20 protein-coding genes and 1 pseudogene are annotated in these 19,472 nt (G+C 73.2%); 16 read left to right on the top strand and 5 right to left on the bottom strand.

Going from position 1 to position 19,472, the window contains the following annotated elements:
- Positions 1-17 precede the first annotated feature (17 nt).
- The 3 genes from ABZU91_RS02475 to ABZU91_RS02465 are packed head-to-tail and all read left to right on the top strand — an operon-like array spanning position 18 to position 2,449.
- Positions 18-893: a pentapeptide repeat-containing protein gene (locus ABZU91_RS02475; RefSeq protein WP_355233172.1), complete on the top strand. Its 876-nt coding sequence runs from the start codon at positions 18-20 to the stop codon at positions 891-893.
- 54 nt (positions 894-947) lie between these two features.
- Positions 948-2,168, top strand: coding sequence for an MFS transporter (locus tag ABZU91_RS02470; protein WP_355233171.1), 1,221 nt, complete (start codon positions 948-950; stop codon positions 2,166-2,168).
- Positions 2,169-2,206: 38 nt separating this feature from the next.
- Complete coding sequence (locus ABZU91_RS02465) at positions 2,207-2,449, top strand: preprotein translocase YidC (RefSeq protein WP_355233170.1); 243 nt, start codon at positions 2,207-2,209, stop codon at positions 2,447-2,449.
- Here the strand turns inward: ABZU91_RS02465 and rnhA are convergent.
- Entirely contained in the window at positions 2,446-2,919 is a 474-nt protein-coding gene (gene rnhA, locus ABZU91_RS02460) for a ribonuclease HI (protein ID WP_355233169.1), read from the bottom strand. The genes ABZU91_RS02465 and rnhA overlap by 4 nt on opposite strands.
- Positions 2,920-3,027: 108 nt before the next feature.
- Here rnhA and ABZU91_RS02455 point away from each other — a divergent pair, with 108 nt between their 5' ends.
- A complete protein-coding gene (locus ABZU91_RS02455; RefSeq protein ID WP_355233168.1) occupies positions 3,028-4,137 on the top strand; it encodes a serine hydrolase domain-containing protein in 1,110 nt (369 codons plus the stop codon).
- A 9-nt stretch (positions 4,138-4,146) separates the two neighbouring features.
- Here the strand turns inward: ABZU91_RS02455 and ABZU91_RS02450 are convergent, their stop codons facing one another.
- Positions 4,147-5,400: a lycopene cyclase family protein gene (locus ABZU91_RS02450; RefSeq protein WP_355233167.1), complete on the bottom strand. Its 1,254-nt coding sequence runs from the start codon at positions 5,398-5,400 to the stop codon at positions 4,147-4,149.
- Between the two features lie 303 nt (positions 5,401-5,703).
- Here ABZU91_RS02450 and ABZU91_RS02445 point away from each other — a divergent pair, with 303 nt between their 5' ends.
- The 5 genes from ABZU91_RS02445 (at position 5,704) to ABZU91_RS02425 (ending at position 9,429) form a co-directional block, all read left to right on the top strand.
- Complete coding sequence (locus tag ABZU91_RS02445) at positions 5,704-6,189, top strand: hypothetical protein (RefSeq protein ID WP_355233166.1); 486 nt, start codon at positions 5,704-5,706, stop codon at positions 6,187-6,189.
- Positions 6,190-6,277: 88 nt separating this feature from the next.
- A complete protein-coding gene (locus ABZU91_RS02440; protein WP_355233165.1) occupies positions 6,278-6,895 on the top strand; it encodes a class F sortase in 618 nt (205 codons plus the stop codon).
- Positions 6,896-7,011: 116 nt separating this feature from the next.
- On the top strand, positions 7,012-8,118 hold the full coding sequence (locus ABZU91_RS02435) for a magnesium and cobalt transport protein CorA (protein ID WP_355233164.1): 1,107 nt from the start codon (positions 7,012-7,014) through the stop codon (positions 8,116-8,118).
- 76 nt (positions 8,119-8,194) lie between these two features.
- Entirely contained in the window at positions 8,195-8,965 is a 771-nt protein-coding gene (locus tag ABZU91_RS02430; RefSeq protein WP_355233672.1) for an SGNH/GDSL hydrolase family protein, read from the top strand.
- Between the two features lie 44 nt (positions 8,966-9,009).
- A complete protein-coding gene (locus tag ABZU91_RS02425) occupies positions 9,010-9,429 on the top strand; it encodes a YchJ family protein (RefSeq protein WP_355233163.1) in 420 nt (139 codons plus the stop codon).
- Between the two features lie 37 nt (positions 9,430-9,466).
- Here ABZU91_RS02425 and ABZU91_RS02420 read toward each other — a convergent pair whose 3' ends face one another.
- Together ABZU91_RS02420 and ABZU91_RS02415 are read right to left on the bottom strand one after the other, a co-directional pair.
- Positions 9,467-10,735, bottom strand: a complete 1,269-nt coding sequence (locus tag ABZU91_RS02420) for an MFS transporter (protein ID WP_355233162.1) — start codon at positions 10,733-10,735, stop codon at positions 9,467-9,469.
- Positions 10,736-11,387: 652 nt separating this feature from the next.
- Positions 11,388-12,164, bottom strand: a pseudogene (locus ABZU91_RS02415) (hypothetical protein); the annotation flags it as partial.
- Positions 12,165-12,339: 175 nt separating this feature from the next.
- On the opposite strand from ABZU91_RS02415, the gene ABZU91_RS02410 reads away from it, so the two are divergent.
- The 5 genes from ABZU91_RS02410 (at position 12,340) to ABZU91_RS02390 (ending at position 16,822) form a co-directional block, all read left to right on the top strand.
- A complete protein-coding gene (locus ABZU91_RS02410; RefSeq protein ID WP_355233161.1) occupies positions 12,340-13,470 on the top strand; it encodes an N-acetylmuramoyl-L-alanine amidase in 1,131 nt (376 codons plus the stop codon).
- A gap of 120 nt (positions 13,471-13,590) precedes the next feature.
- Positions 13,591-14,004 (top strand): VOC family protein, encoded by a 414-nt coding sequence (locus tag ABZU91_RS02405; RefSeq protein ID WP_355233160.1) that lies wholly within the window; start codon positions 13,591-13,593, stop codon positions 14,002-14,004.
- A gap of 61 nt (positions 14,005-14,065) precedes the next feature.
- The gene (locus ABZU91_RS02400; RefSeq protein ID WP_355233159.1) at positions 14,066-15,640 is read left to right on the top strand and encodes an FMN-binding glutamate synthase family protein; all 1,575 of its coding nucleotides are present in this window, start codon (positions 14,066-14,068) and stop codon (positions 15,638-15,640) included.
- 73 nt (positions 15,641-15,713) lie between these two features.
- Positions 15,714-16,247, top strand: coding sequence for an N-acetyltransferase (locus ABZU91_RS02395; RefSeq protein WP_355233158.1), 534 nt, complete (start codon positions 15,714-15,716; stop codon positions 16,245-16,247).
- Positions 16,244-16,822, top strand: coding sequence for a GNAT family N-acetyltransferase (locus ABZU91_RS02390; RefSeq protein ID WP_355233157.1), 579 nt, complete (start codon positions 16,244-16,246; stop codon positions 16,820-16,822). Before ABZU91_RS02395 ends, ABZU91_RS02390 begins: the two co-directional genes overlap by 4 nt.
- Here ABZU91_RS02390 and ABZU91_RS02385 read toward each other — a convergent pair.
- Positions 16,717-17,691, bottom strand: a complete 975-nt coding sequence (locus ABZU91_RS02385; protein WP_355233156.1) for a YafY family protein — start codon at positions 17,689-17,691, stop codon at positions 16,717-16,719. The genes ABZU91_RS02390 and ABZU91_RS02385 overlap by 106 nt on opposite strands.
- Before the next feature lie 95 nt (positions 17,692-17,786).
- Between ABZU91_RS02385 and ABZU91_RS02380 the strand changes: the two genes are divergently transcribed.
- Positions 17,787-18,224 carry a VOC family protein gene (locus ABZU91_RS02380; protein WP_355233155.1) on the top strand — a complete coding sequence of 146 codons (438 nt, stop codon included), beginning with the start codon at positions 17,787-17,789 and terminating at the stop codon, positions 18,222-18,224.
- 57 nt (positions 18,225-18,281) lie between these two features.
- The gene (gene dinB, locus ABZU91_RS02375) at positions 18,282-19,469 is read left to right on the top strand and encodes a DNA polymerase IV (RefSeq protein ID WP_355233154.1); all 1,188 of its coding nucleotides are present in this window, start codon (positions 18,282-18,284) and stop codon (positions 19,467-19,469) included.
- Positions 19,470-19,472: the final 3 nt, after the last annotated feature.

Genomic DNA, 19,472 nt, shown 5'->3' with positions numbered 1-19,472 from the left:
CCAGGAGGACCGTTTCCGTGTCGACGCACCCCACCCAGCCGTCGGGGTCGACGCGCCTCGCCGCCGACTGCGCGCGCTGCTTCGGGTTGTGCTGCGTGGTGCCGGCCTTCGCCGCGTCGGCCGACTTCGCCATCGACAAGCCGGCCGGGCAGGCGTGCCCGAACCTGCGCCCGGACCACGGCTGCGGCATCCACACCACCCTGCGGGAGCGGGGGTTCGTCGGCTGCGCCGTCTTCGACTGCTTCGGTGCCGGGCAGCAGGTCGCGCAGGTCACCTTCGGTGGGCGGGACTGGCGCGACGCCCCGGAGACCCTGCCGGCGATGGCCGAGGCGTTCCGGGTGCTGCGCCCGCTGCACGAACTGCTCTGGTATCTGACCGAGGCGGTGTCGCTGCATCCGTCGGCCGAACTACGCGCCGAACTCGAACACGCCCGCGCCGAGATCGCCGGGCTCACCGAGGCCGATCCGACGCGCCTGCGGGCCGTGGACGTCGACGCGCACCGGGCCCGGGTCAACCCGCTGCTGTCGCGCGCCGGTGACGCGGCGCGCGCTCCCGGGGGCGTTGACCGCCGGGGTGCCCACCTGCTCGGGGTCGACCTACGTCGGACGGACCTGCGCCGGGCCAACCTGCGCGGCGCGCTGCTGATCGGCGCCGACCTGCGCGGCGTGGATCTCGCTCTGGCGGACGTCACCGGCGCGGACCTGCGCGGGGCCGACCTGCGCGGCGCGGACCTGCGGACCACGCTGTTCCTGCACCAGGCGCAACTCGACGCCGCGCGCGGTGACGCCCGCACGGACCTTCCGGGGACGCTGACCCGGCCGGCGCACTGGACGGCGCTCGCGCTCACACCGGTGCGCGCCGCCGCTCCGAGCCGCCGTGGGCGGCGTCGCTGACGACGGTACGGGTGCGCTGCCGGTCAGCTCCTCAGGTATGCATAGGTCGTGGTCGTGAAACTGCCCCGTCGAGCGGTCCTGCTCGTCGCGTCGATGACCGTGGCGCACCTACCGGTCGCCATGCGTCAGCTCCTCGTCGTGCTGCTCGGCCACGAGAACACGGGCAGCTTCGCCGCGGCCGGTGCGGCAAGCGCCGGCTGCGGGATCGGGCTGGCGCTCACCGCACCCTTCGTCGGCCGACTGCTGGGCCGGCTCGGCCACCGACCGGTGCTGCTCGGTACCGGCGTCATCCACCTGCTCGCCCTGGTCGGGCTGGCGATGACCACCGCGCCGGTGGCGTTCGTGGCACTGGCCACCCTGGCCGGACTCAGCACCCCACCGGTGCTCGGTAGCGGACGCTCCCACCTCGCCCGAATGGTCCCCGCCCCCGCGCTGAGCCGCGCGTACGCCGTCAACGCCGTCGGGCAGGAACTGCTGTACGTGGGTGGCCCGCTCGCGGTGACGGTGATTCTGCTGCTCAGCGGACCGGCCGGCGCGCTCCTGACCTTCGCGACGATCGGCAGCGCGGGGCTGGTCGGCACCGCCCTCGTGGTGCCCCGCCACAGCGCCCACACCCCGGTTGCCACCGACCGGCCCGTGACGTCCGGCCGGGCGACCCGGCGCACCGTGCTCGGCACCCAGGTCGCCTACATGGCCGCCATCGGCAGCATGTGGGTGCTCGTCCCCGCCTTCGCCACCGCCGTCGGGCACCCGGGACAGGCTGGGTTGCTGGTCACCCTCTGGTCGGTGGGCAGCCTGGCCGGTGGCCTGGTGCTGGCCCGCCGAGGTCGACCCGGCACTCCCGGGGGCGCCTATCTGACACTGGTCGGCACGTTGGCCGTCACCTCGCTGGCGCTGGCGCTGCCTCGGACCGTGCCGCAGATGGCTGCCGCGCTGGCGGTCTTCGGGCTCGCGCTCGCGCCGTTTCTGGCCGTCACCGACGAACTCCTGGCCCGGTCCACCCCGACGCCGCAGCTCGCCGAGGCGTACGGCTGGTTGCAGACAGCCGGACAGGTCGGTCTCGCCGTCGGCTCGGCCACTGCCGGAGCGATCACCGATCACGTCGGCAGCACCCCCGGCTTCCTGGCGGCGTCCGCGGCGCTGGTGCTCGCCACGGCCGTCGCGTTCACCCGCCGGCGGAGCCTGCGCCTGCCGAACGCCGCGCCGCAGGTCGCCCGGGTCGCCGAACCGGCGGCAGTCGCTCCGCGAGGTTTCGCGGGCGACGACGCCGGGTAGCCACCGCCGACGCGGACGGCATCGACGGGAGGCACGGCGTGGGCTACCGAAAACGCGACGGTGAGCTGCCGGGCGACCCGCAGCACAGCGAGGACGAGAACGGCCAGGTGCCGTTGGTGCAGGTCGAGACGGACACCGAGGTCCCTGCCCCGGCCGATACGGACGAGCGGCCGGACATCGTGACGGAGGGCGACAACTCGGGTGTCGCCGGTGGCTCGTCCGGCAGCAGCGGCGGCGGGTCGAGCATGCCGGGGCACCCCGACGCGACCCGTCGGGGCTAGCGGGTTGCCAGCGCGGCGCGCGCCTCGGTCATGCCCTTGTTGGCCAGGCCGTCCGCGCGCTCGTTCTCCGGGTGACCGTTGTGCCCCTTGACCCACAGCCAGGTGACCTCGTGACGCTCGCAGGCCGCCTCCAACCGCTGCCACAGGTCGGCGTTCTTCACCGGCTGCTTCGCGGCGGTCCGCCAGCCGTTGCGTTTCCACGACGCCAACCAGCTCGTGATGCCGTTGCGCACGTAGGTGCTGTCGGTGTGCAGCTCGACGGTGACCGGCCGGTTCAGGCTCTCCAACGCCTGGATGGCCGCCATCAGCTCCATCCGGTTGTTGGTCGTCGGCGTGGCCTCGCCGCCGCACAGTTCCCGCTCGTGGTCGCCGTAACGCAGCAGTGCGCCCCAGCCGCCCGGCCCGGGGTTGCCACTGCACGCCCCGTCAGTCCAGATCTGCACGCCCCTGCCGGCCGCCACGTCCACCATGGCAGGCAACCCTACCGGGCGGCGACCGTGCGCCGGCCGCTCGGGGGCCGCCACGCCCGCCGAAAATCGTGCGCGCGATCGTGGCCCGGTCTGTCAGAGTCGACCGTCGTGGACGGGAACTGGGACGGCCTGCGCGCCGACGTACGACGCACGGTCGACGAGCTGATCGCCAGCGGACGGGAGTCCGGGGTGCAGGTCGCCGCGTACCTCGACGGCGAGCCGATCCTCGAGGTGCACGCCGGGAGCGCCGACCGGGCCACCGGCCGGGTGCTGGCCGCCGACACCCCGATCTGGAGCGTGTCCACCGGTAAGGCCCTCACCGCGACAGTGGCGCACGTGCTGGCCGAGCGCGGCAAGCTGGAGTACGACCTGCGGATCGCCGACGTGTGGCCGGAGTTCGCCCGGCACGGCAAGGACGGGATCACGCTGCGGCACGTGCTCACCCACACCGCCGGCGTACCCGCCCTGCCCGTGGACGTGACGCCGGAGGACTTCACCGACTGGGACCGGATGTGCGCGATCGTCGCCGACGCCGAGCCGGTCGCCCCGCCCGGGGCGTTGAAGGCGTACCACGCGTGGACGTTCGGCTGGCTTGTCGGTGAGGTGGTCCGTCGGGTGACCGGCCGACGAATCTCGACGGTGCTCGCCGAGGACGTGGCCGGGCCGCTCGGCGTCGCCGACGAGCTGTACCTCGCGGTGCCGGCCGCCGAGCTGGGTCGACTGGCCCGGGTCGAGGACCGCAACCTGTCCGCGCTGTTCGACTACGCCAGCGCCAACCTGCCGAACTTCGACCGCGTCGCCCCGCCCGGCGTCCGACCCGGCGCGCAGGTCGGCAGCCGGGCCGACGTGCTCACCGCCGAGGTGCCGGCCACCGGCACCATGACCGCCCGCGCGGCGGCGCGGATGCTCGCCGCGCTGATCGGCGAGGTGGACGGCGTGCGACTGATCTCGCCGGCCCGGCTCCGGGAGGCGACGACTCCTGACGGGCCGCCCGGCCCGGAGTGGGTGTTCGGGCAGGAGACGACCTGGGGCCTCGGGTACGCGGTGGACGGCGACGGCTCCTTCGGCGCGGCCGGCAGCGGCGGCAGCCTCGCGTACGCGTACCCCGAGCTGGGGTTGACGGTCGCGGCGACGAAGACCCTGCTCGGGGCCGGCGACGGTGACCCGATGGAGGACCTACGGGTGTTGATCCGCGACGCGGTGACGGCCCGGCGCTGACCGGGCCGGTCAGGTCTCCGAGTCGGCGAGTGGCCGGGGTTGACCACCCACCACGGCCGCCGGAATGGCCGGCGCAGGCCGCGCGGCCCGCAGGCGGTCACGGACGCGGTGGGCGGCGTCGCCGGCCGTGGCAGCGATCATCGGCAGCAGCCGGGTCGAGTTCATGATCGCGATCTCCTCTGCCGGGGTGGTCACGCCGTCGAGGAAGCGTAGGACCCGCTCGGGCGGGTTGCGGTCGAAGAGCCGGTCGAAGAAGTCGGGCCCGCCGACGCCGCCTCGGTCCAGCGCCCGCAGCGCCACCGCGTCCATCCAGCGGTGCCGGGCCGGGTACGCGGGCGCCGGCACGGGCGGGCGACCGGCGGCCAGGGCACGGGCCACCTGGTCTGCCTGGCGGTACATGGCGGAGAAGGTGAACCCGGTGGAGGGTCGGGTCGCGCCACCGGCCGTGCCGAGGCGTACGACGCGCGGGGAGGGCCGGGCCGGGAACGGCGCGTCGGTCATCGGGATCACCCCGTTCTCGACCTCGCGGACACGCAGCCCGCTCGGGTCGAGCCCGAGCAGGTCGCGGTAGGCGGCCAGCGCCATGTCGTACCCGGCGTCGGTGAGCAGGTCGGGCGAGAACTCGGTGTACTCGACGAGGGCGTACCTGTCGTCGACCGGCAGCACGTACCCGAAGGAGACGCCCCGGGCCGGCTGTGGGGTGCGGAAGTCCATGAGCACCGCCCGCCGCCTGTCGAACACCGGCCGGTCGGACTCCAGCCACCAGCCCCGGAAGTGCTGCAACCAGGTCGTCCGCCCGGCGCGCGCCGGTGGGCGGGGGCGGGAGTCGAGCACCCAGCCGGCCCGCACGACCGACCCGCCACCGCAGCGGACGACCACCCGGTCACCGTCGTCGGTGACCGTCTCGGCCGGGGCGACGATCCTGGTGGCGTCCAGCCGACGCTCGGCCTCGGCAGCCCGGTCGTAGACCGGGCCGGAGCGCAGCATGGCGTACCGCAGCGGGGTGAGGTCCAGGACGCGGCGTCGCGCGGGCGTGACCACCTCGACCTGATGCCAGCTCGCGCTGAGCAGCGGGTCCAGGTCGGTGTCGGGATGGCCCCAGAACGCCCAGGTGCGGTCCTGGCCGCGCCGACGGACCGGGTCGACGACGGCGATCCGCAGGCCCCGCACGCCGTGCCGGTCGAGCGCGGCGAGCAGCAGCGAGGCGGCGCCCCCGCCGCCGAGCAGCGCGAGGTCGACGTCGAGCCGGACGGAGTCGGTCACCCGCACCACGCTGCCACACCATCGGGCCGGCCTCCCCTTTGCCCAGCGATCTTGCAGTTGCTGTCGCGACATACAGGGCATGGCACGCATGTCGGCGACCGAAAGTGCAAGATCGGCGCAATCTCGTCGGGCTGCACCAGGACCCGCCTTCGGGTGGACACGTGACGGCAACGAAGGTTTCTCATTTTCACCTGATCGGGGTCCCAACCCACCTAGTGTTGGGCACACCGGTGCTAGTCACGGAGTTGGCCACCCGAACGACGTCCCACGCAGTCAGCGGACGAAAAGTGAGGGAAGACGCGTATGAAGGTCTCAACAGCACTCTGCTCGACGGCACTCGGCGTGGGTCTCGGCACGCTTCTGCTGCCGGGCGCCGCACTGGCCGACACCGTCGTGTCACCGGCCACCACCCCGGTCGGAGGAACCGTCGTACTCACCGCGACGACCTGCAACCCGAAGTCCGGTGACGTCATCTTCCGGGTCACCGGGCCCAACCGCGACGAGAACGTCCGATCCACCACGGCCGCCGCGGGCGGCGGGCTCAGCGCCGAACTGTTCACCGCCGGGTTCACCCTCGGCACCTACACGGTGGCCGCGACCTGCGGCGACGGCAGCTCGGCGGGCAGCGCCACCTTCACCGTCACCCCGATCGGCGGCGCGCCCGCCGGCTCAGGTGGCGACGACCGCGACAGCGGCGCGCTCGCCGCCGGCGGCACGCTGCTCGGAACTGCCGCCGCGGGCGCGGTGCTGCTGCTGCGCCGACGCCGTCCGGCATCCATCGTCGCCTGACCGGCGACCGCTCCATCCCTGCGGAAGGGTGCCCGTGCCGGCGACACCGGCACGGGCACTCCGACCATCGGCGTACGGAGGTGAACACGTGTGGTGGCGGCGGCGCACTCTGGCGGCGGCGGTGGTCGCCCTGCTCGGCGTGTCCGGACTGGGGCTGATCACGGTCGGCCTCACCGACGGGCCAGCACGCCCCCCACGCCCGCCGGCCGCCGCGCCGGCACACTCCCGGCCCGCGCCGGACCTGGCGCCGCTGCCCCGCGCCGCGCCCGTCCGGGTCCAGATTCCCACCATCGGTGTACGCGCCGACATCGTCGCCGTCGGCGTGGACGCCGCCGGGGTGCTGGAAGTCCCCCCGCTGGACAAACCGACCCTCGCCGGCTGGTACCGGCACGGGGTCAGCCCCGGCGAGACCGGCAACGCCGTCCTGGTGGGACACGTCGACTCCCCGGCCGGGCCGGCGGTCTTCTTCGACCTCGGTCGCCTGCGCGCCGGCCAGGAGATCCAGGTAACCCGTTCCGACGCGCGGGTCGCCACGTTCACGGTGGACGGTGTCCAGGCGTACCCCAAGGACCGCTTCCCCAGCGGCCTGGTCTACGGCCCGGCGGACGTCGCGGGGCTGCGCCTGATCACCTGCGGCGGCCGGTTCGACGACGCGACCGGCAACTACGTGGACAACATCGTCGTCTTCGCCACCCGCACCGCCTGAGGGGCTGGGAATACCGCTCGCGACCACATCCGCCCCCACGGAGGTGGCCAAGCGTTCCGATGGCACCATGCCCTGCAAGCACCGTGGCCGCGTCGGTGCGCGGGAGGGGGCGCGTCGTGGATCAGCGAGCGGTACGGGACCGGGCCGGTCGGGGCGTACGCGCCCTGGCCCGTCGCCTGCTCGGTCGCCCCGGCGGTGACACTCCCACACCCCGCCGGTCCAATCCGGACGCCGTGGTCGACTGCGCCGTCTACGTCAACGGTCGACGGGAGCCGGGCCGGCCGCACTACGACGACGCGTACGCCCGCGCCCGGCGGAGCCGCGACGCGTTCGTGTGGCTGGGATTGCACGAGCCGGGGCCGGCCGTGCTCGCCGCCGTGGGCCGCACCTTCGGGTTGGACGAGCTGACCGTCGAGCAGGCGCTGGCCGACGGGCACCGGCCCACCGTGCAGCGACACGGGCCGGTCACCCTGCTGGTGCTGCGCACCGCCGGGTACGTCGAGCACGCCGAGCTGACCGACACCTCCGAGGTGATCGACACCGGTGACGTGATGGTGCTGCTCGGTGACCGGTTCGCCGTCACCGTGCGGCACGGCGCCGCCGGGGCGTTACGCGACGTCCGCGCCGACATCGAGCGTCGGCCCGCGCTGCTGGCCGCCGGTCCCTGGGCGGTGGCGTACGCGGTCTGCGCCCGCATGGTCGACACGTACCTGGAGGTGGCCGGGCACGTGGAGCGCGACCTGGAGCGCGTCGAGGAGGCGGTCTTCGCCCGGGACCGGTCGGCCGACATTCAGCACATCTACCAGCTCAAGCGCGAGGTGGTGGAGTTCAAGCGTGCGGTGCTTCCCCTCCAGACGCCCCTGCGGACACTGCTCGACCCGACCGGCGACGGACCGCCGCGTGCCCTGCACCGCTGGTTCGTGGACGTCGACGGCCGACTGGGTCGGGCCGTGGACAAGGTGGCCGCGTACGACGACCTGCTCACCTCGATCGTCCAGTCCCGCCTGGCGCAGCTCGGCGTCGAGCAGAACAACGACATGCGCAAGATCGCCGCGTGGGCCGCCATCGCCGCCACCCAGACCGGCATCGCCGGCGTCTACGGCATGAACTTCGACCACATGCCCGAACTGGCCTGGCGCTACGGGTACGCCGGGGCGCTGGCCCTGATGGCGGTGGCCGCGCTCGCCCTGTACCGCCTGTTCCGCCGCTCCAACTGGCTCTGACCGGCCAGGACGGCCGTAACTGTCCGCCGACCACCGCTCGGCGGTCCGAGGAGCAGGGACTAACCTCGCCCGCGTGATGTGGCAGCGGTACGTGGCAATCGGTGACAGCACCACCGAAGGGCTCGACGATCCGGACGGCGCGGGCGGCTACCGGGGCTGGGCCGACCGGTTCGCGGTGGCGGTGGCCCGCGCCCAGGGCGGCCTGGAGTACGCCAACCTGGCCATCCGCGGCCGGACCACCGCGCAGATCCGCGCCGAGCAGCTCCAACCCGCCCTCGATCTCGCCCCCGACCTCGCCACAGTTGTCGCCGGCATGAACGACGTCCTGCGTCCCTCCTTCGATGCGGACCAGGTCGCCGAGGACGTCGCGGCGATGCAGCGGGCGCTGGTCGGCCAGGGCGCCACCGTGTTGACCTTCACGATGCCGGACCCGGCGCCGGTGATGCCGCTGGCCCGGCCGCTGCGGGGCCGGATGCTGGCGCTCAACGCGGCGCTGCGCGCGGCCACCGCGCGGACCGGGGCCACACTGCTCGACCTGGGTGCGCACCCGGTCTCGTCGGATCCCCGGCTGTGGAGCGACGACCGGCTGCACGCCAACAGCGCCGGGCACGCGCGAATCGCCGCCGCGCTGGCGTACACCGCGGGTCTGCCCGGGTTCGACGACTCCTGGACGGTCCCGTTGCCGGCGGCGCCGCTACGACGCCGCGCCGAGGTGCTCGGCGCGGAGCTGGCGTGGACGCGTCGCCATCTGCTGCCCTGGCTGGCCCGGCATCTGCGCGGTCGGTCGTCGGGGGACGACCGGGTCGCCAAACGGCCGGTGCCCCTGCCGGTGGCGCTGGAAAGGTGACGGCCGGCCGCCGAGACCTCCCTGTGGTGCGGCAGGATGACGGCGTGGGCAAGGGTTCGGCACGCCGGCGGGCGAACGCGACGACGGGACGTACCTGTCCGTGCGGCTCCGGCCGGGCGTACGACGGCTGCTGCTCCCCCATCCACGACGGCAGCACCCAGGCGTCGACCGCCGAGGCGCTGATGCGCTCCCGGTTCAGCGCCTTCGCCCTCGGCGACACCGCGTACCTGCTGCACAGTTGGCACTCCTCGACCCGGCCGGAGCGGCTGGAGCTGGACCGGGGTCAGCGCTGGACCCGGCTGGAGATCGTCGACACCGAACGCGGGGGCCTGCTCGACGCCACCGGCACCGTGACGTTCCACGCCCACTACCGCGACGCCGGTCGGCCGGGCACGCTCACCGAGCGCAGCCGGTTCGTCCGCGAGGACGGCCGCTGGGTCTACGTCGACGGCGAGCAGTCGTAGCGGAGGCGCCGCCGGCAGGACACGCCCGTGCCGCGCCTCAGCCCGCGTCGCGCGCGCCGGCCGCGGCGACGCCGCCGCTCACGGTCGCGGCGCGCCGGCGGCGACCCAGCAGCACCAGCGCCACGACGAGGTACGCCCCGGCCACTACCGCGAATGCCACCGCGTTGCCAGCCGCCGTGGCCACGAGCCCGTAACCGGCGTACGTCCCGATGATCAGCACGTCGGTCAGCATCCCGGCCAGTGAGGTGACGGTGGCACGGCTCCCGCCGGTGATCCTCGCCTGGAGTCGCGCGTCGGCCAGGACGGTCGCCAGTTGCGCCGCGCCGAACGCCACCGCGAGCAGCACGAAGCCGGCCGGATGCCGGACCAGCGCGCCCCCGGCCAGCGCCACGGCGACCAGTGCCAGCAGCGCGGCGTAGCCGCGACGGCCGAGCCGTTCCCCCGCAGGGGCGAGCAGCCCGCCGACGGTGACGCCGGCCCACAGCAGCAGGAGCAGCAGCGGCACGGCCTGCGCGCCGGCGCCGGTGTCCAGGGCCAGCAGCGGCGTGTACTCGTCCAGCGCCCCCCAGTCGGCGGCCACCACGGCGACCAGCAGCACGGCGGCCCGCACGGGTGGTCGCGTCCGGACCTGCGTCACGCCGGCCCGCAGCGTGTCCCACCAGGTCAGGTCGCCGCCGTCGTCGGGGCCTGCCGAATCGGGCAGGTGGTCGCCGGACGGCGGGCGGTGTTCGGGGAATCGGGTCGCGACGAGCGCGGCGAGCAGGCAGGCGAGCACGCTGCCCGCGCCGACCGCCGGGTAGCCGCCGGCGGCGAACACCGGACCGGCCAGCACTCCGGTGACCACCACGCCCAGAACACCCGCGGTCCGCGCGCGGCCGAGCACCCGGGCGTACCTGTCGACGGCGTCGAGCCGGGCCAGCTCGGTCCAGACCAGCGCCTCCAGCGCGCCGGAGACCAACGCGCCGCCCGCGCCCCAGAGCAGGAACCCGACGGCGAAGGCCGGATACGACGGGAGCAGCACCCAGAGCGCGTACCCGGCGGCGGTCACCAGCGGGGCGAGGCACAGCAGCAGCCGGCGGGACACCACGTCGGCCCACGCCCCGGACGGCACCTCGAACAGGATTCCGGCGGCCGACCAGATGACGAACAACGACGAGATCTGCCCCACCGACAGGCCGGTGTCGGCGAAGAGCACCACGTAGAGCGGATAGAGCAGGACGAGGTCACTGAGGAACGCGTACCCGTAGAGGGTCGCCGAGAGGCGGCGCACCGCCGGGTCGGGCACGCGTGCGGCGAGGTGGGTCATGAGGCCTTCCCGTGGACGTGGAGACGGACACCGGACGTGCGGTGCCCGTGGCGGTCCACGGGTCGGGCCTACGGCGCTGGATCAATGTCGCCAGGTCATGTCGGCGATGGTAGACCGGCCGCGTCGACGCCGGCCAGCGCTTTCGGTGGGACGGGAGCGGGGGCGTGATCCAGGTGGAGCACGCCCCCGCTCGTTCCGCAGCGACTCAGCGCCGGTCGGGGTCCGCCGGCGGGATGACAGTCGTGGTCTCGCTGTCGTCGCTGCTGCGCTGAGCGGGAACCCCGCCGGTGCCACCGCTGATCACCTGGGTCGTGTCGGCGTCCCGGTGGGGGCCCACCACCTGCGTCGTGTCGTCGGTGGCCTCCCGGGTCGGAGCGGCGTCGACGGGCGTCTCCCGGACGACGAACTGGGTGGTGTCGTCGGTCGACGACCGCACCACCTGCGTGGCGTCCGGGTCGGACGGCCGGGTCACGACCTGGGTGGCCTCCGGGTCGGACGGGCGGGTGACCACCTGCGTCACGTCGGGGTCGGACGGACGGGTCGTCACCTGCGTGGCGTCCGCCTCGGACGGCCAGGTCGTCACCTGCGTGGCATCCGCGTCGGAGGGGTGGGTCGTGACCGACGGGCTGTCCGCGTCGGCGCGGGCGGCGGTCGCGCGGGCCGCCTCGGTCTCGGCCTTGGCGCGGGCCGCTTCAGTCTCGGCACGGGCGGCTTCGGCTTCGGCGTCGGCGCGGGCGGCCCGGTAGGCGCGGGTGTGCGTGGCGATGAGCTGCGACTCCTGCTCGGCGCGGGTCAGCCACGACTCCCAGCGGTTCTGCATCGGCCGGATGAGACCACCGCCGACCCCGACGACGAGGATGCCGCCGATCGTGGCCAGCACGGCGATCAGCACCGGCGTGGTGACGGCGGTGGCCACGCCGATCTGGTTCAGCGCGGCGATGACGCCCAGGCCGAGGATGAACACCGAGGCGGTACCGGCCAGCACGCGGCCGTAGGACAGGCCGCCGAGCGCGCCACCGATGATGTCCTTGACGGCGTTGGCGATGGCGGCGGCGACCACGACGATGACGATCGCGACGAAGGCGCGGGGCAACCACGCGACGACTGCGGTGATGAGGTCGGAGATCGGGTTGGGCCCCCAGATGCCGAAGGCGAGCTGGAGGGTGAGCAGCAGCACCGCGTAGTAGACGAGCTTCGCGACGATGTCGCTGGCGTCGTACCGGGAGCGGTTGAGGGCCCGGCGGATGCCGCCGCGCTCGACGGCGCGGTCGAAGCCCACCCGTTCGAGGACCTTCTCCACGATCTTCAGCACGGCCTTGGCGATCAGCCATCCGGCCACCAGGATCGCCAGGAAGGCGACGGCCTTGGGCAGGAAGAGCATCACCGAGCGAAGGGCGTCGCCCACCGCATCGCTGACGTTGTCACTCATATGGTCATTCCTTAGGGGCAGCGCGGACAGTCCGCCCCGACCTACCCCCACCAGCGCCCCAGGAAACTCCGAGCGGCCCTAGCGCGGCGGCGACTCTTGGCAATATTCTCCGTTGTGCGCGCGGCCACTGGAGCTACTTTTCATCCCCCCGCCGTCGGCCGCAGGAGGAGATGTCATGCACGTCGACCATTCCGAAGTGGACCGCCGGACGCTGCTGCGCGCCGGTCTCGGCGCGGCCACGGTCGCCGTCGTCGGAAGCGAACTCGCCTTCTCCGGCGCGGCGCAGGCCGCCCCCGGCACGGACCTGGACTGGATCATCAGCTGCGACGAGTGGGGCGCCCGCCCACCGGCGGACCCGCTGTCGGTCAGCGCCATCGCCACCAACAAGATCATCGTGCACCACATGGCGTTCCCGAATGTCACCGACTACTCCCGCGAGCAGGCGGTCAAGCTGGCCCACGACTGCCAGGACCTGCACATGGACGGCAACGGCTGGTCCGACACCGGCCAGCACTTCACGGTGAGCCGGGGCGGCTACGTGCTGGAGGGCCGCAGGGGCAGCCTGGAACGCCTCGAAGCCGGCGACCGCCAGATGATCGCGGCGCACTGTCCGGGCGAGAACGGCCGGGCCATCGGCATCGAGAACGAGGGCACCTACGTCACCGAGACCCCGCCGCAGGCGCTGACCGACTCGCTGGTCGACCTCTGCGTCGCGATCTGCCGGCAGTACGGCCTGCACGCGTACGACATCTTCGGCCACTGGGACTTCCGCACCACCGAGTGCCCGGGCGCGGCCTTCTACCGGCAGTTCCCGGAGCTGCGGCGGCGGGTGCACACCGCCCTGGGCACCCCGCTCGGTGATGTGCCGGCGCGCCGCTGGCCGGACCTGTGGCGGTTCGTCAACTCGCCGTCGGTCCGGGTGGTGCAGCACCTGCTCGTCTTCCGGGGCTACGCGGTGACGGTCAGCGGGACGTTCGACGCCGCGACCGTGGCCGCCGTGCAGGACTGGCAGGCCCGCAACGGCATCGCGGTCGACGTGGACGCCACGCTCACCACGCCCACCTGGGAGACCCTGGCGCCGGAGTTGGACCAGCACGCCGCCGGCGCGCCGGTCACGGCCGTCCAGGAAATCCTCGCCACCAAGGGGTACGCGGTCACCGCCACCGGGCTGTACGACCACGCCACCCGCCGGGCCGTGCAGGACGTGCAGGCGCTGCACGGGCTGCCCCGCGACGGCAAGCTCAGCACGAGCACCTGGTGTGTGATCGTCGGCGGCATGGTCCGCCAGTCGTTCAAGCGCCACTGACCTTCGGTCGGAGGCGGCCAGGGTTGTTCCGCGCCGCCTCCGACGCGGCACCAGCGCGCCTCGTTGTCCACCCCCTTCCGGCCTGCCACGATGATGCCGACCAGGGCGAAGGAGGGTGCTGTGCAGTCACGACTCAACCCGTACCTCAACTTCCCAGGCACGGCCCGGGAGGCGATGGAGTTCTACCATCGCGTGTTCGGCGGCAAGCTGACGATGATGACGTTCGGCGAGTTCGGCGCCGCCGAGCCTGATCTGGCCGACCAGATCATGCATGCGATGATCGAGAGCACGAGCGGCTTCGTCCTGATGGCCTCGGACACCGCGCCCGGCATGGACCACGTTCCCGGCACCAACATCGCGATCAGCCTGAGCGGCGACGACGCGGCCGAGCTGCGCGGGTACTGGGAGCAACTGTCCGCTACGGGTTCGGTGACGACGCCTCTGGAGAAGCAGATGTGGGGCGACGAGTACGGCATGTGTGTCGACGCGTACGGCATCGCCTGGCTCGTCAACATCACCCAGCCGGCGGCCTGAGCAGCGCGATGTCGCCGGCTGGCCGGTTTGGCAGGGGGCCCCGGCGGAAAGGTTGCCCGGCATGACTTGGGCCCGTCGAGCCGTACCTGCCGTCGCCGCCGCCGTCGCGGCTCTCGCCGCGCGCGACCTGATCCAGCGCGACCACGCGCTGCTGCGCAACTTCCCGGTGCTCGGCCGGGCGCGGTACCTGCTGGAGGCGATCGGGCCGGAGCTGCGGCAGTACATCGTGGCCGGCAACAACGAGGAACGCCCGTTCACCCGGGACCAGCGCCGCTGGGTCTACGCCTCGGCCAAGCAGGAGAACAACTACTTCGGCTTCGGTACGGACAACGACATCGAGTACACGCCCGGATACCCGATCATCAAGCACCGGACGTTCGGCCGGGCCGTGCCATCGTCGTCCCCGACGGCCGGGCACGACGTACGGCTGCCGTGCGCGAAGGTGCTCGGCGCCGCCCGGGGGCGGGCGCGCGCCTTCCGGCCGGAGTCGGTGGTCAACATCTCCGGGATGAGCTTCGGCTCGCTCTCGGGCAACGCCATCAGCGCGTTGAACAAGGGCGCGGCCCTCGCCGGGTGCCTTCAGAACACCGGCGAGGGCGGCCTGTCGCCGTACCACCGCAACGGCGGTGAGCTGGTCTTCCAACTCGGGACGGCGTACTTCGGCTGCCGCGACGAACACGGCCGGTTCAGCCTCGACCGGTTGAAGGAGCTGGTCGCCGAGGCCCCCGTACGCGCGTTGGAGATCAAGCTGAGCCAGGGCGCGAAGCCGAGCCTCGGTGGACTGCTGCCCGGGGCGAAGGTCTCCGCCGAGATCGCCGCCACCCGGGGCATCCCGGCCGGGCAGGACTGCGTGAGCCCGTCGCGGCACGCCGAGTTCTCCGACTGCGACAGTCTGCTGGACTGGGTGGAGCTGCTGGCCGCCGAGACGGGCCTGCCGGTCGGCATCAAGTCGGCGGTCGGCGACCTGAGCTTCTGGCAGGAACTGGCCGGCCTGATGCGGGACACGGGTCGGGGCGTCGACTTCGTGACTGTCGACGGCGGCGAGGGCGGCACCGGCGCCGCGCCGCTGATCTTCACCGACTCGGTGTCACTACCGTTCCAGCAGGGCTTCTCCCGGGTCTACAAGGTCTTCGCCGAGCACGACCTGCACGAACAGGTGGTGTTCGTCGGCAGCGGCAAGCTCGGTCTGCCGGACAACGCCATCGTCGCCTTCGCCCTCGGCTGCGACATGGTCAACGTGGGCCGGGAGGCGATGCTGTCGATCGGCTGCATCCAGGCGCAGAAGTGCCACACCGACACCTGCCCCACCGGGGTGGCGACACAGAACGCCTGGCTGGCCCGGGGCCTCGACCCGACGCTCAAGTCCGTCCGGGCAGCCAACTACCTGGCGACGTTGCGCCGGGACCTGACCAAGGTCGCCGAGGCCTGCGGCGTCGAACACCCCAGCCTCATCGACACGGATGCCGTGGAGATCCTGGACGGCCGCACCGGCTCCAGCCCACTGCACGAGGTGTACGGGTACCGGCCGGAATGGGGGTTGCCCTCCCCCGCCGACCAGAAGGAGATCATCCGGCTGATGACCTTGGAGGCGCCCCGAGGCGGCAGCGCCCCGCCGTCGGCAACCGCCGTGGTTTGACGGACAGGCCGCACCACCCCTGGCTCGTCTGGTACACGTGGAGACCTGGGCGGGCCGCCCGTATCGTGGCGCGATGCTGATCAGACGTGAGACCCCCGCTGACGTCGACGCCATCCGGGCGGTGCACGCCGCCGCGTTCGCCAAGGCCGGCGACGATGGGAACGGCGACCGCGTACCGGTGGAGGCGACCCTGGTCGACGCGCTGCGCGCCGACGAGGGATGGCTGCCCGCGTACTCTCTGGTGGCTGTCGATTCGGACGGCCAGGTGGTGGGGCACGTGGTGGCCACGCGGGGCCGGGTGGGCGGTGAGCCGGTGGCGTTGGGCCTCGGCCCGCTCGGCGTGCTCCCCGACTGGCAGCGGCGCGGCGTCGGGAGCGCGCTGATGCACGCGGTGCTCGGCGCGGCCGATGCGCGGGACGAGCCTCTCGTGGTGCTGCTCGGGCATCCCGACTACTACCCGCGCTTCGGGTTCGGGCCTGCCGTCGACCTGGGCGTCACCCCGCCGCAGCCGTGGGGGCCGCAGTACTTCATGGCCCGTCCGATGACCGGGTGGCGCGACTCGATCCGGGGCGAGTTCCGCTACGCACGCCCGTTCGACGACCTGTGACCACACCGCGCCTCCGCCGCCGACGTGCCGCCGACCTCGACGGGTGCGTCGCGGCGCTCGCCGAGGTTCACCGGGTCGACCGTTACCCGGTGAACTGGCCCGCCGACCCGCACCGTTGGCTACGCGAGCCGCGCCCGGCGGACGCCTGGGTCGCTGTCGACGACGCGGCGGTTGTCGGGCACGTCGCGGTGCATCGGGTGCCCAACCGGGCGGACACGCCGTCGGCTCCACCGACGGCCGAGGTGGCGCGTCTCTTCGTGGTGCCGAGCGCCCGAGGGTTGGCGCTGGGCGGTGCGCTGCTGGACCGGGTTCGCCAGTGGGCGAGCGCGCGTGGGACCGACCTGGTGCTGGAGGTGACGTCTGACGACGCCGCGGCGGTGGCCCTCTACGAGCGCACCGGGTGGCGGTACACCGGGAGCAGCACCGCGGCGTGGACAGCACCGGACGGCAGCGCGGTGTCGCTGCGTCACTACACGCTGTCCTGTGACGCCGTGCCGGCCATCGCCGCGAGCCGCCGGGCGAGCAGGGCTGCCGCGTCGCGCAACTCCGGCGGCTCCACCACCTCCACCTCGTAACTCAGACGGGCGAGGTGCGCGGCGAGCCAGTCCAGGCGCTCCCCGCCGACGATCAGCACGCACCACCCGTCGCGGTCTTCCTCGACCCGCCCCACCTGGGGCGGCACCAGCTTGCGCACCTGGTCGACCGTCGCACGCACGCGTGCCCGGGCGAGATAGCGGTACGACGCCTCGGTCACGGCCCGCTGCACGAAGGCGACCGGGTCCGGATGCTCGCGCGTCCGGAAACGCCAGGTCGTCGCGACAGCGGCAGCCATCCGGTCCAGGCGGAACGTCCGCCAGTCGTCGCGGTCCACGTCCCAGGCCATCAGGTACCAGCGGCGACCTGTCGTGACCATCCGGACCGGCTCGACCGTCCGCTCGTGTCGCCCACCGTTGCGTGTCTCGTAGGTGAAGCGCACCCGTACGGCATCGCGGCAGGCCCGGGCCAGCGTCACCAGCACCTCGGCGTCGACTTCGGCCACCGGACCCATGAGCGTCTCCGTGGAACCGTGCACCGCCCGTACCTCGGCGCGCAACCGTGCCGGCATGACCTGGTCGAGCTTCGTGAGGGCCCGAAGGGCCGCCTCGCCCGCGCCGGCGATCGTGCCGCCCGAGGCGAGGCGCAGCGAGACCGCCGTCGCGATCGCCTCCTCGTCGTCGAGGAGCAACGGTGGCAGGCGGGTGCCCGCACCGAGCTGGTAGCCACCACCGACGCCCGGCGCCGCATGCACGGGATAGCCCAGCGCGCGCAGTCGCTGCACGTCACGGCGTACGCAACGGTCGGTGACACCGAGTTCGGCGGCGAGGTCCCGAGCCGTCCAGGATGGCCGCTGCTGGAGCAGCGCCAGCAACCGCAACACCCGCTCGGTCGTCGCCTCGACGGTCACGCACCGATCGTTACACGAATTGCGGAACGCTTCTGTCCGCTATCCACGAGAGGCTGGACCCATGACCGACCAGGATCACGAGACAGGGAGCTGACATGGCCCGCGACATCCAGATCACCCTCGACTGCGCCGACCCCGCCGCGTTGGCGGCGTTCTGGGCCGAGGCACTCGGCTACCAGGTGCAGGACCCGCCCGGGAACTTCGAGTCCTGGGAGCAGGCGCTCGACGCGATGGGGGTGCCGCCGGAGCACCGCAACGACGCGTCGGCGGTGGTCGACCCCGAGGGTTCGCGACCACGGCTGTTCTTCCAACGGGTCCCCGAGCCCAAGCAGGTCAAGAATCGCGTACACATCGATGTGCGGGCCGCACCCGGACTGGAGGGTGACGAGCGGATGGCGGCCCTGGAGAAGGAGGCCGAGCGGCTCGCCGCGCACGGCGCCACCCGGCTCAGCCGCCACGAGCCCGCTCCCCCGCTGGGTGCCGGTCACCTCGTCATGGCCGACCCGGAGGGCAACGAGTTCTGTCTCGACTGACGCCACGTCCGCGCAGGTCACTGCCGCGACCACCGGATGCCGTGCGAACATGTGTACGTGTCGCCCGGTGCCAACATCCTGCACGCCGACCTGGACGCCTTCTACGCGTCGGTCGAGCAGCGCGACGATCCACGCCTGCGCGGCCGGCCGGTGATCGTCGGCGGGGGCGTGGTCCTCGCGGCCAGCTACGAGGCGAAGGCGCGGGGCGTCCGCAGCGCGATGGGCGGCCAGCAGGCACGCCGGCTGTGTCCGGACGCGATCGTGGTGCCGCCTCGGATGTCGGCGTACACGGCGGCGAGCCGCGCGGTCTTCGAGGTCTTCCGGCAGACCACTCCGCTGGTCGAGGGGATCTCCATCGACGAGGCGTTCCTGGACGTGGGCGGCCTGCGGCGGCTGGTCGGGTCACCGGCCGACATCGCGGCGCGGCTGCGCCGGGAGGTCCGTGAACGGGTCCACCTTCCGATCACGGTGGGTGTGGCCCGCACGAAGTTCCTGGCGAAGGTGGCCAGCGGGGTGGCGAAACCGGACGGCCTGCTGGTGGTCGCACCGGACGCCGAGGTGGCGTTCCTGCACCCCCTCCCGGTCGAACGGTTGTGGGGCGTCGGCCCGGTCACCTCCGCGAAGCTGCGGGAGCACCGGATCCGTACCGTCGGCGACGTGGCCCGGCTCGGTGAGGCCGCGCTGGTGTCGCTGCTCGGGTCCGGTGCCGGTCGGCACCTGCACGCGCTGGCGCACAACCGTGACCCACGCGCGGTGCAGGTCGGTCGCCGACGCGGCTCGATGGGTGCCCAACACGCGCTGAGTCGTACCCCGCACGCCCCGGCGGAACTGGACGCCATCCTCGCCGGTCTGGTCGACCGGGTCACCCGCCGGATGCGCGCGGCCGGGCGGTCCGGTCGCACCGTGGTGCTGCGGTTGCGCTTCGGCGACTACAGCCGGGCGACCCGCTCGCACACCATCGGCAAGGCGACCGCGGACACGACGCCGCTGCTCGCCGCGGCGCGCGCGTTGCTGCGGGCGGCCCGGTTCGAGATCGACGGTCGTGGTGTCACGCTGATCGGTGTGTCGGTGGGCAACCTGGACGACAGTCCGGTCCAGCCGGAGTTGCCGTTCCACCGCGACCCGGGCGCGGAGTTGGACGCAGCGGTCGACGCGGTCCGCGACCGGTTCGGCTCGACGGCGCTCACCCGTGCGGTCCTGCTCGGCCGGGAGCCGGGTGTCGAGATGCCGCTGCTGCCGGATTGACCG

It is taken from the genome of Micromonospora sp. NPDC005174 (assembly GCF_040608495.1).
GTDB lineage: Bacteria > Actinomycetota > Actinomycetes > Mycobacteriales > Micromonosporaceae > Micromonospora.
This window is presented reverse-complemented; position numbering and strand designations above follow the sequence as displayed.

Bases quoted from the DNA above. Each gene is read 5' to 3' on its own strand.
- rnhA (WP_355233169.1), bottom strand. From the start codon at position 2,919: ATGGTGGACGTGGCGGCCGGCAGGGGCGTGCAGATCTGGACTGACGGG.
- ABZU91_RS02445 (WP_355233166.1), top strand. From the start codon at position 5,704: ATGAAGGTCTCAACAGCACTCTGCTCGACGGCACTCGGCGTGGGTCTC.
- ABZU91_RS02430 (WP_355233672.1), top strand. From the start codon at position 8,195: ATGTGGCAGCGGTACGTGGCAATCGGTGACAGCACCACCGAAGGGCTC.
- ABZU91_RS02420 (WP_355233162.1), bottom strand. From the start codon at position 10,735: ATGACCCACCTCGCCGCACGCGTGCCCGACCCGGCGGTGCGCCGCCTC.
- ABZU91_RS02410 (WP_355233161.1), top strand. From the start codon at position 12,340: ATGCACGTCGACCATTCCGAAGTGGACCGCCGGACGCTGCTGCGCGCC.
- ABZU91_RS02400 (WP_355233159.1), top strand. From the start codon at position 14,066: ATGACTTGGGCCCGTCGAGCCGTACCTGCCGTCGCCGCCGCCGTCGCG.
- ABZU91_RS02395 (WP_355233158.1), top strand. From the start codon at position 15,714: ATGCTGATCAGACGTGAGACCCCCGCTGACGTCGACGCCATCCGGGCG.
- ABZU91_RS02380 (WP_355233155.1), top strand. From the start codon at position 17,787: ATGGCCCGCGACATCCAGATCACCCTCGACTGCGCCGACCCCGCCGCG.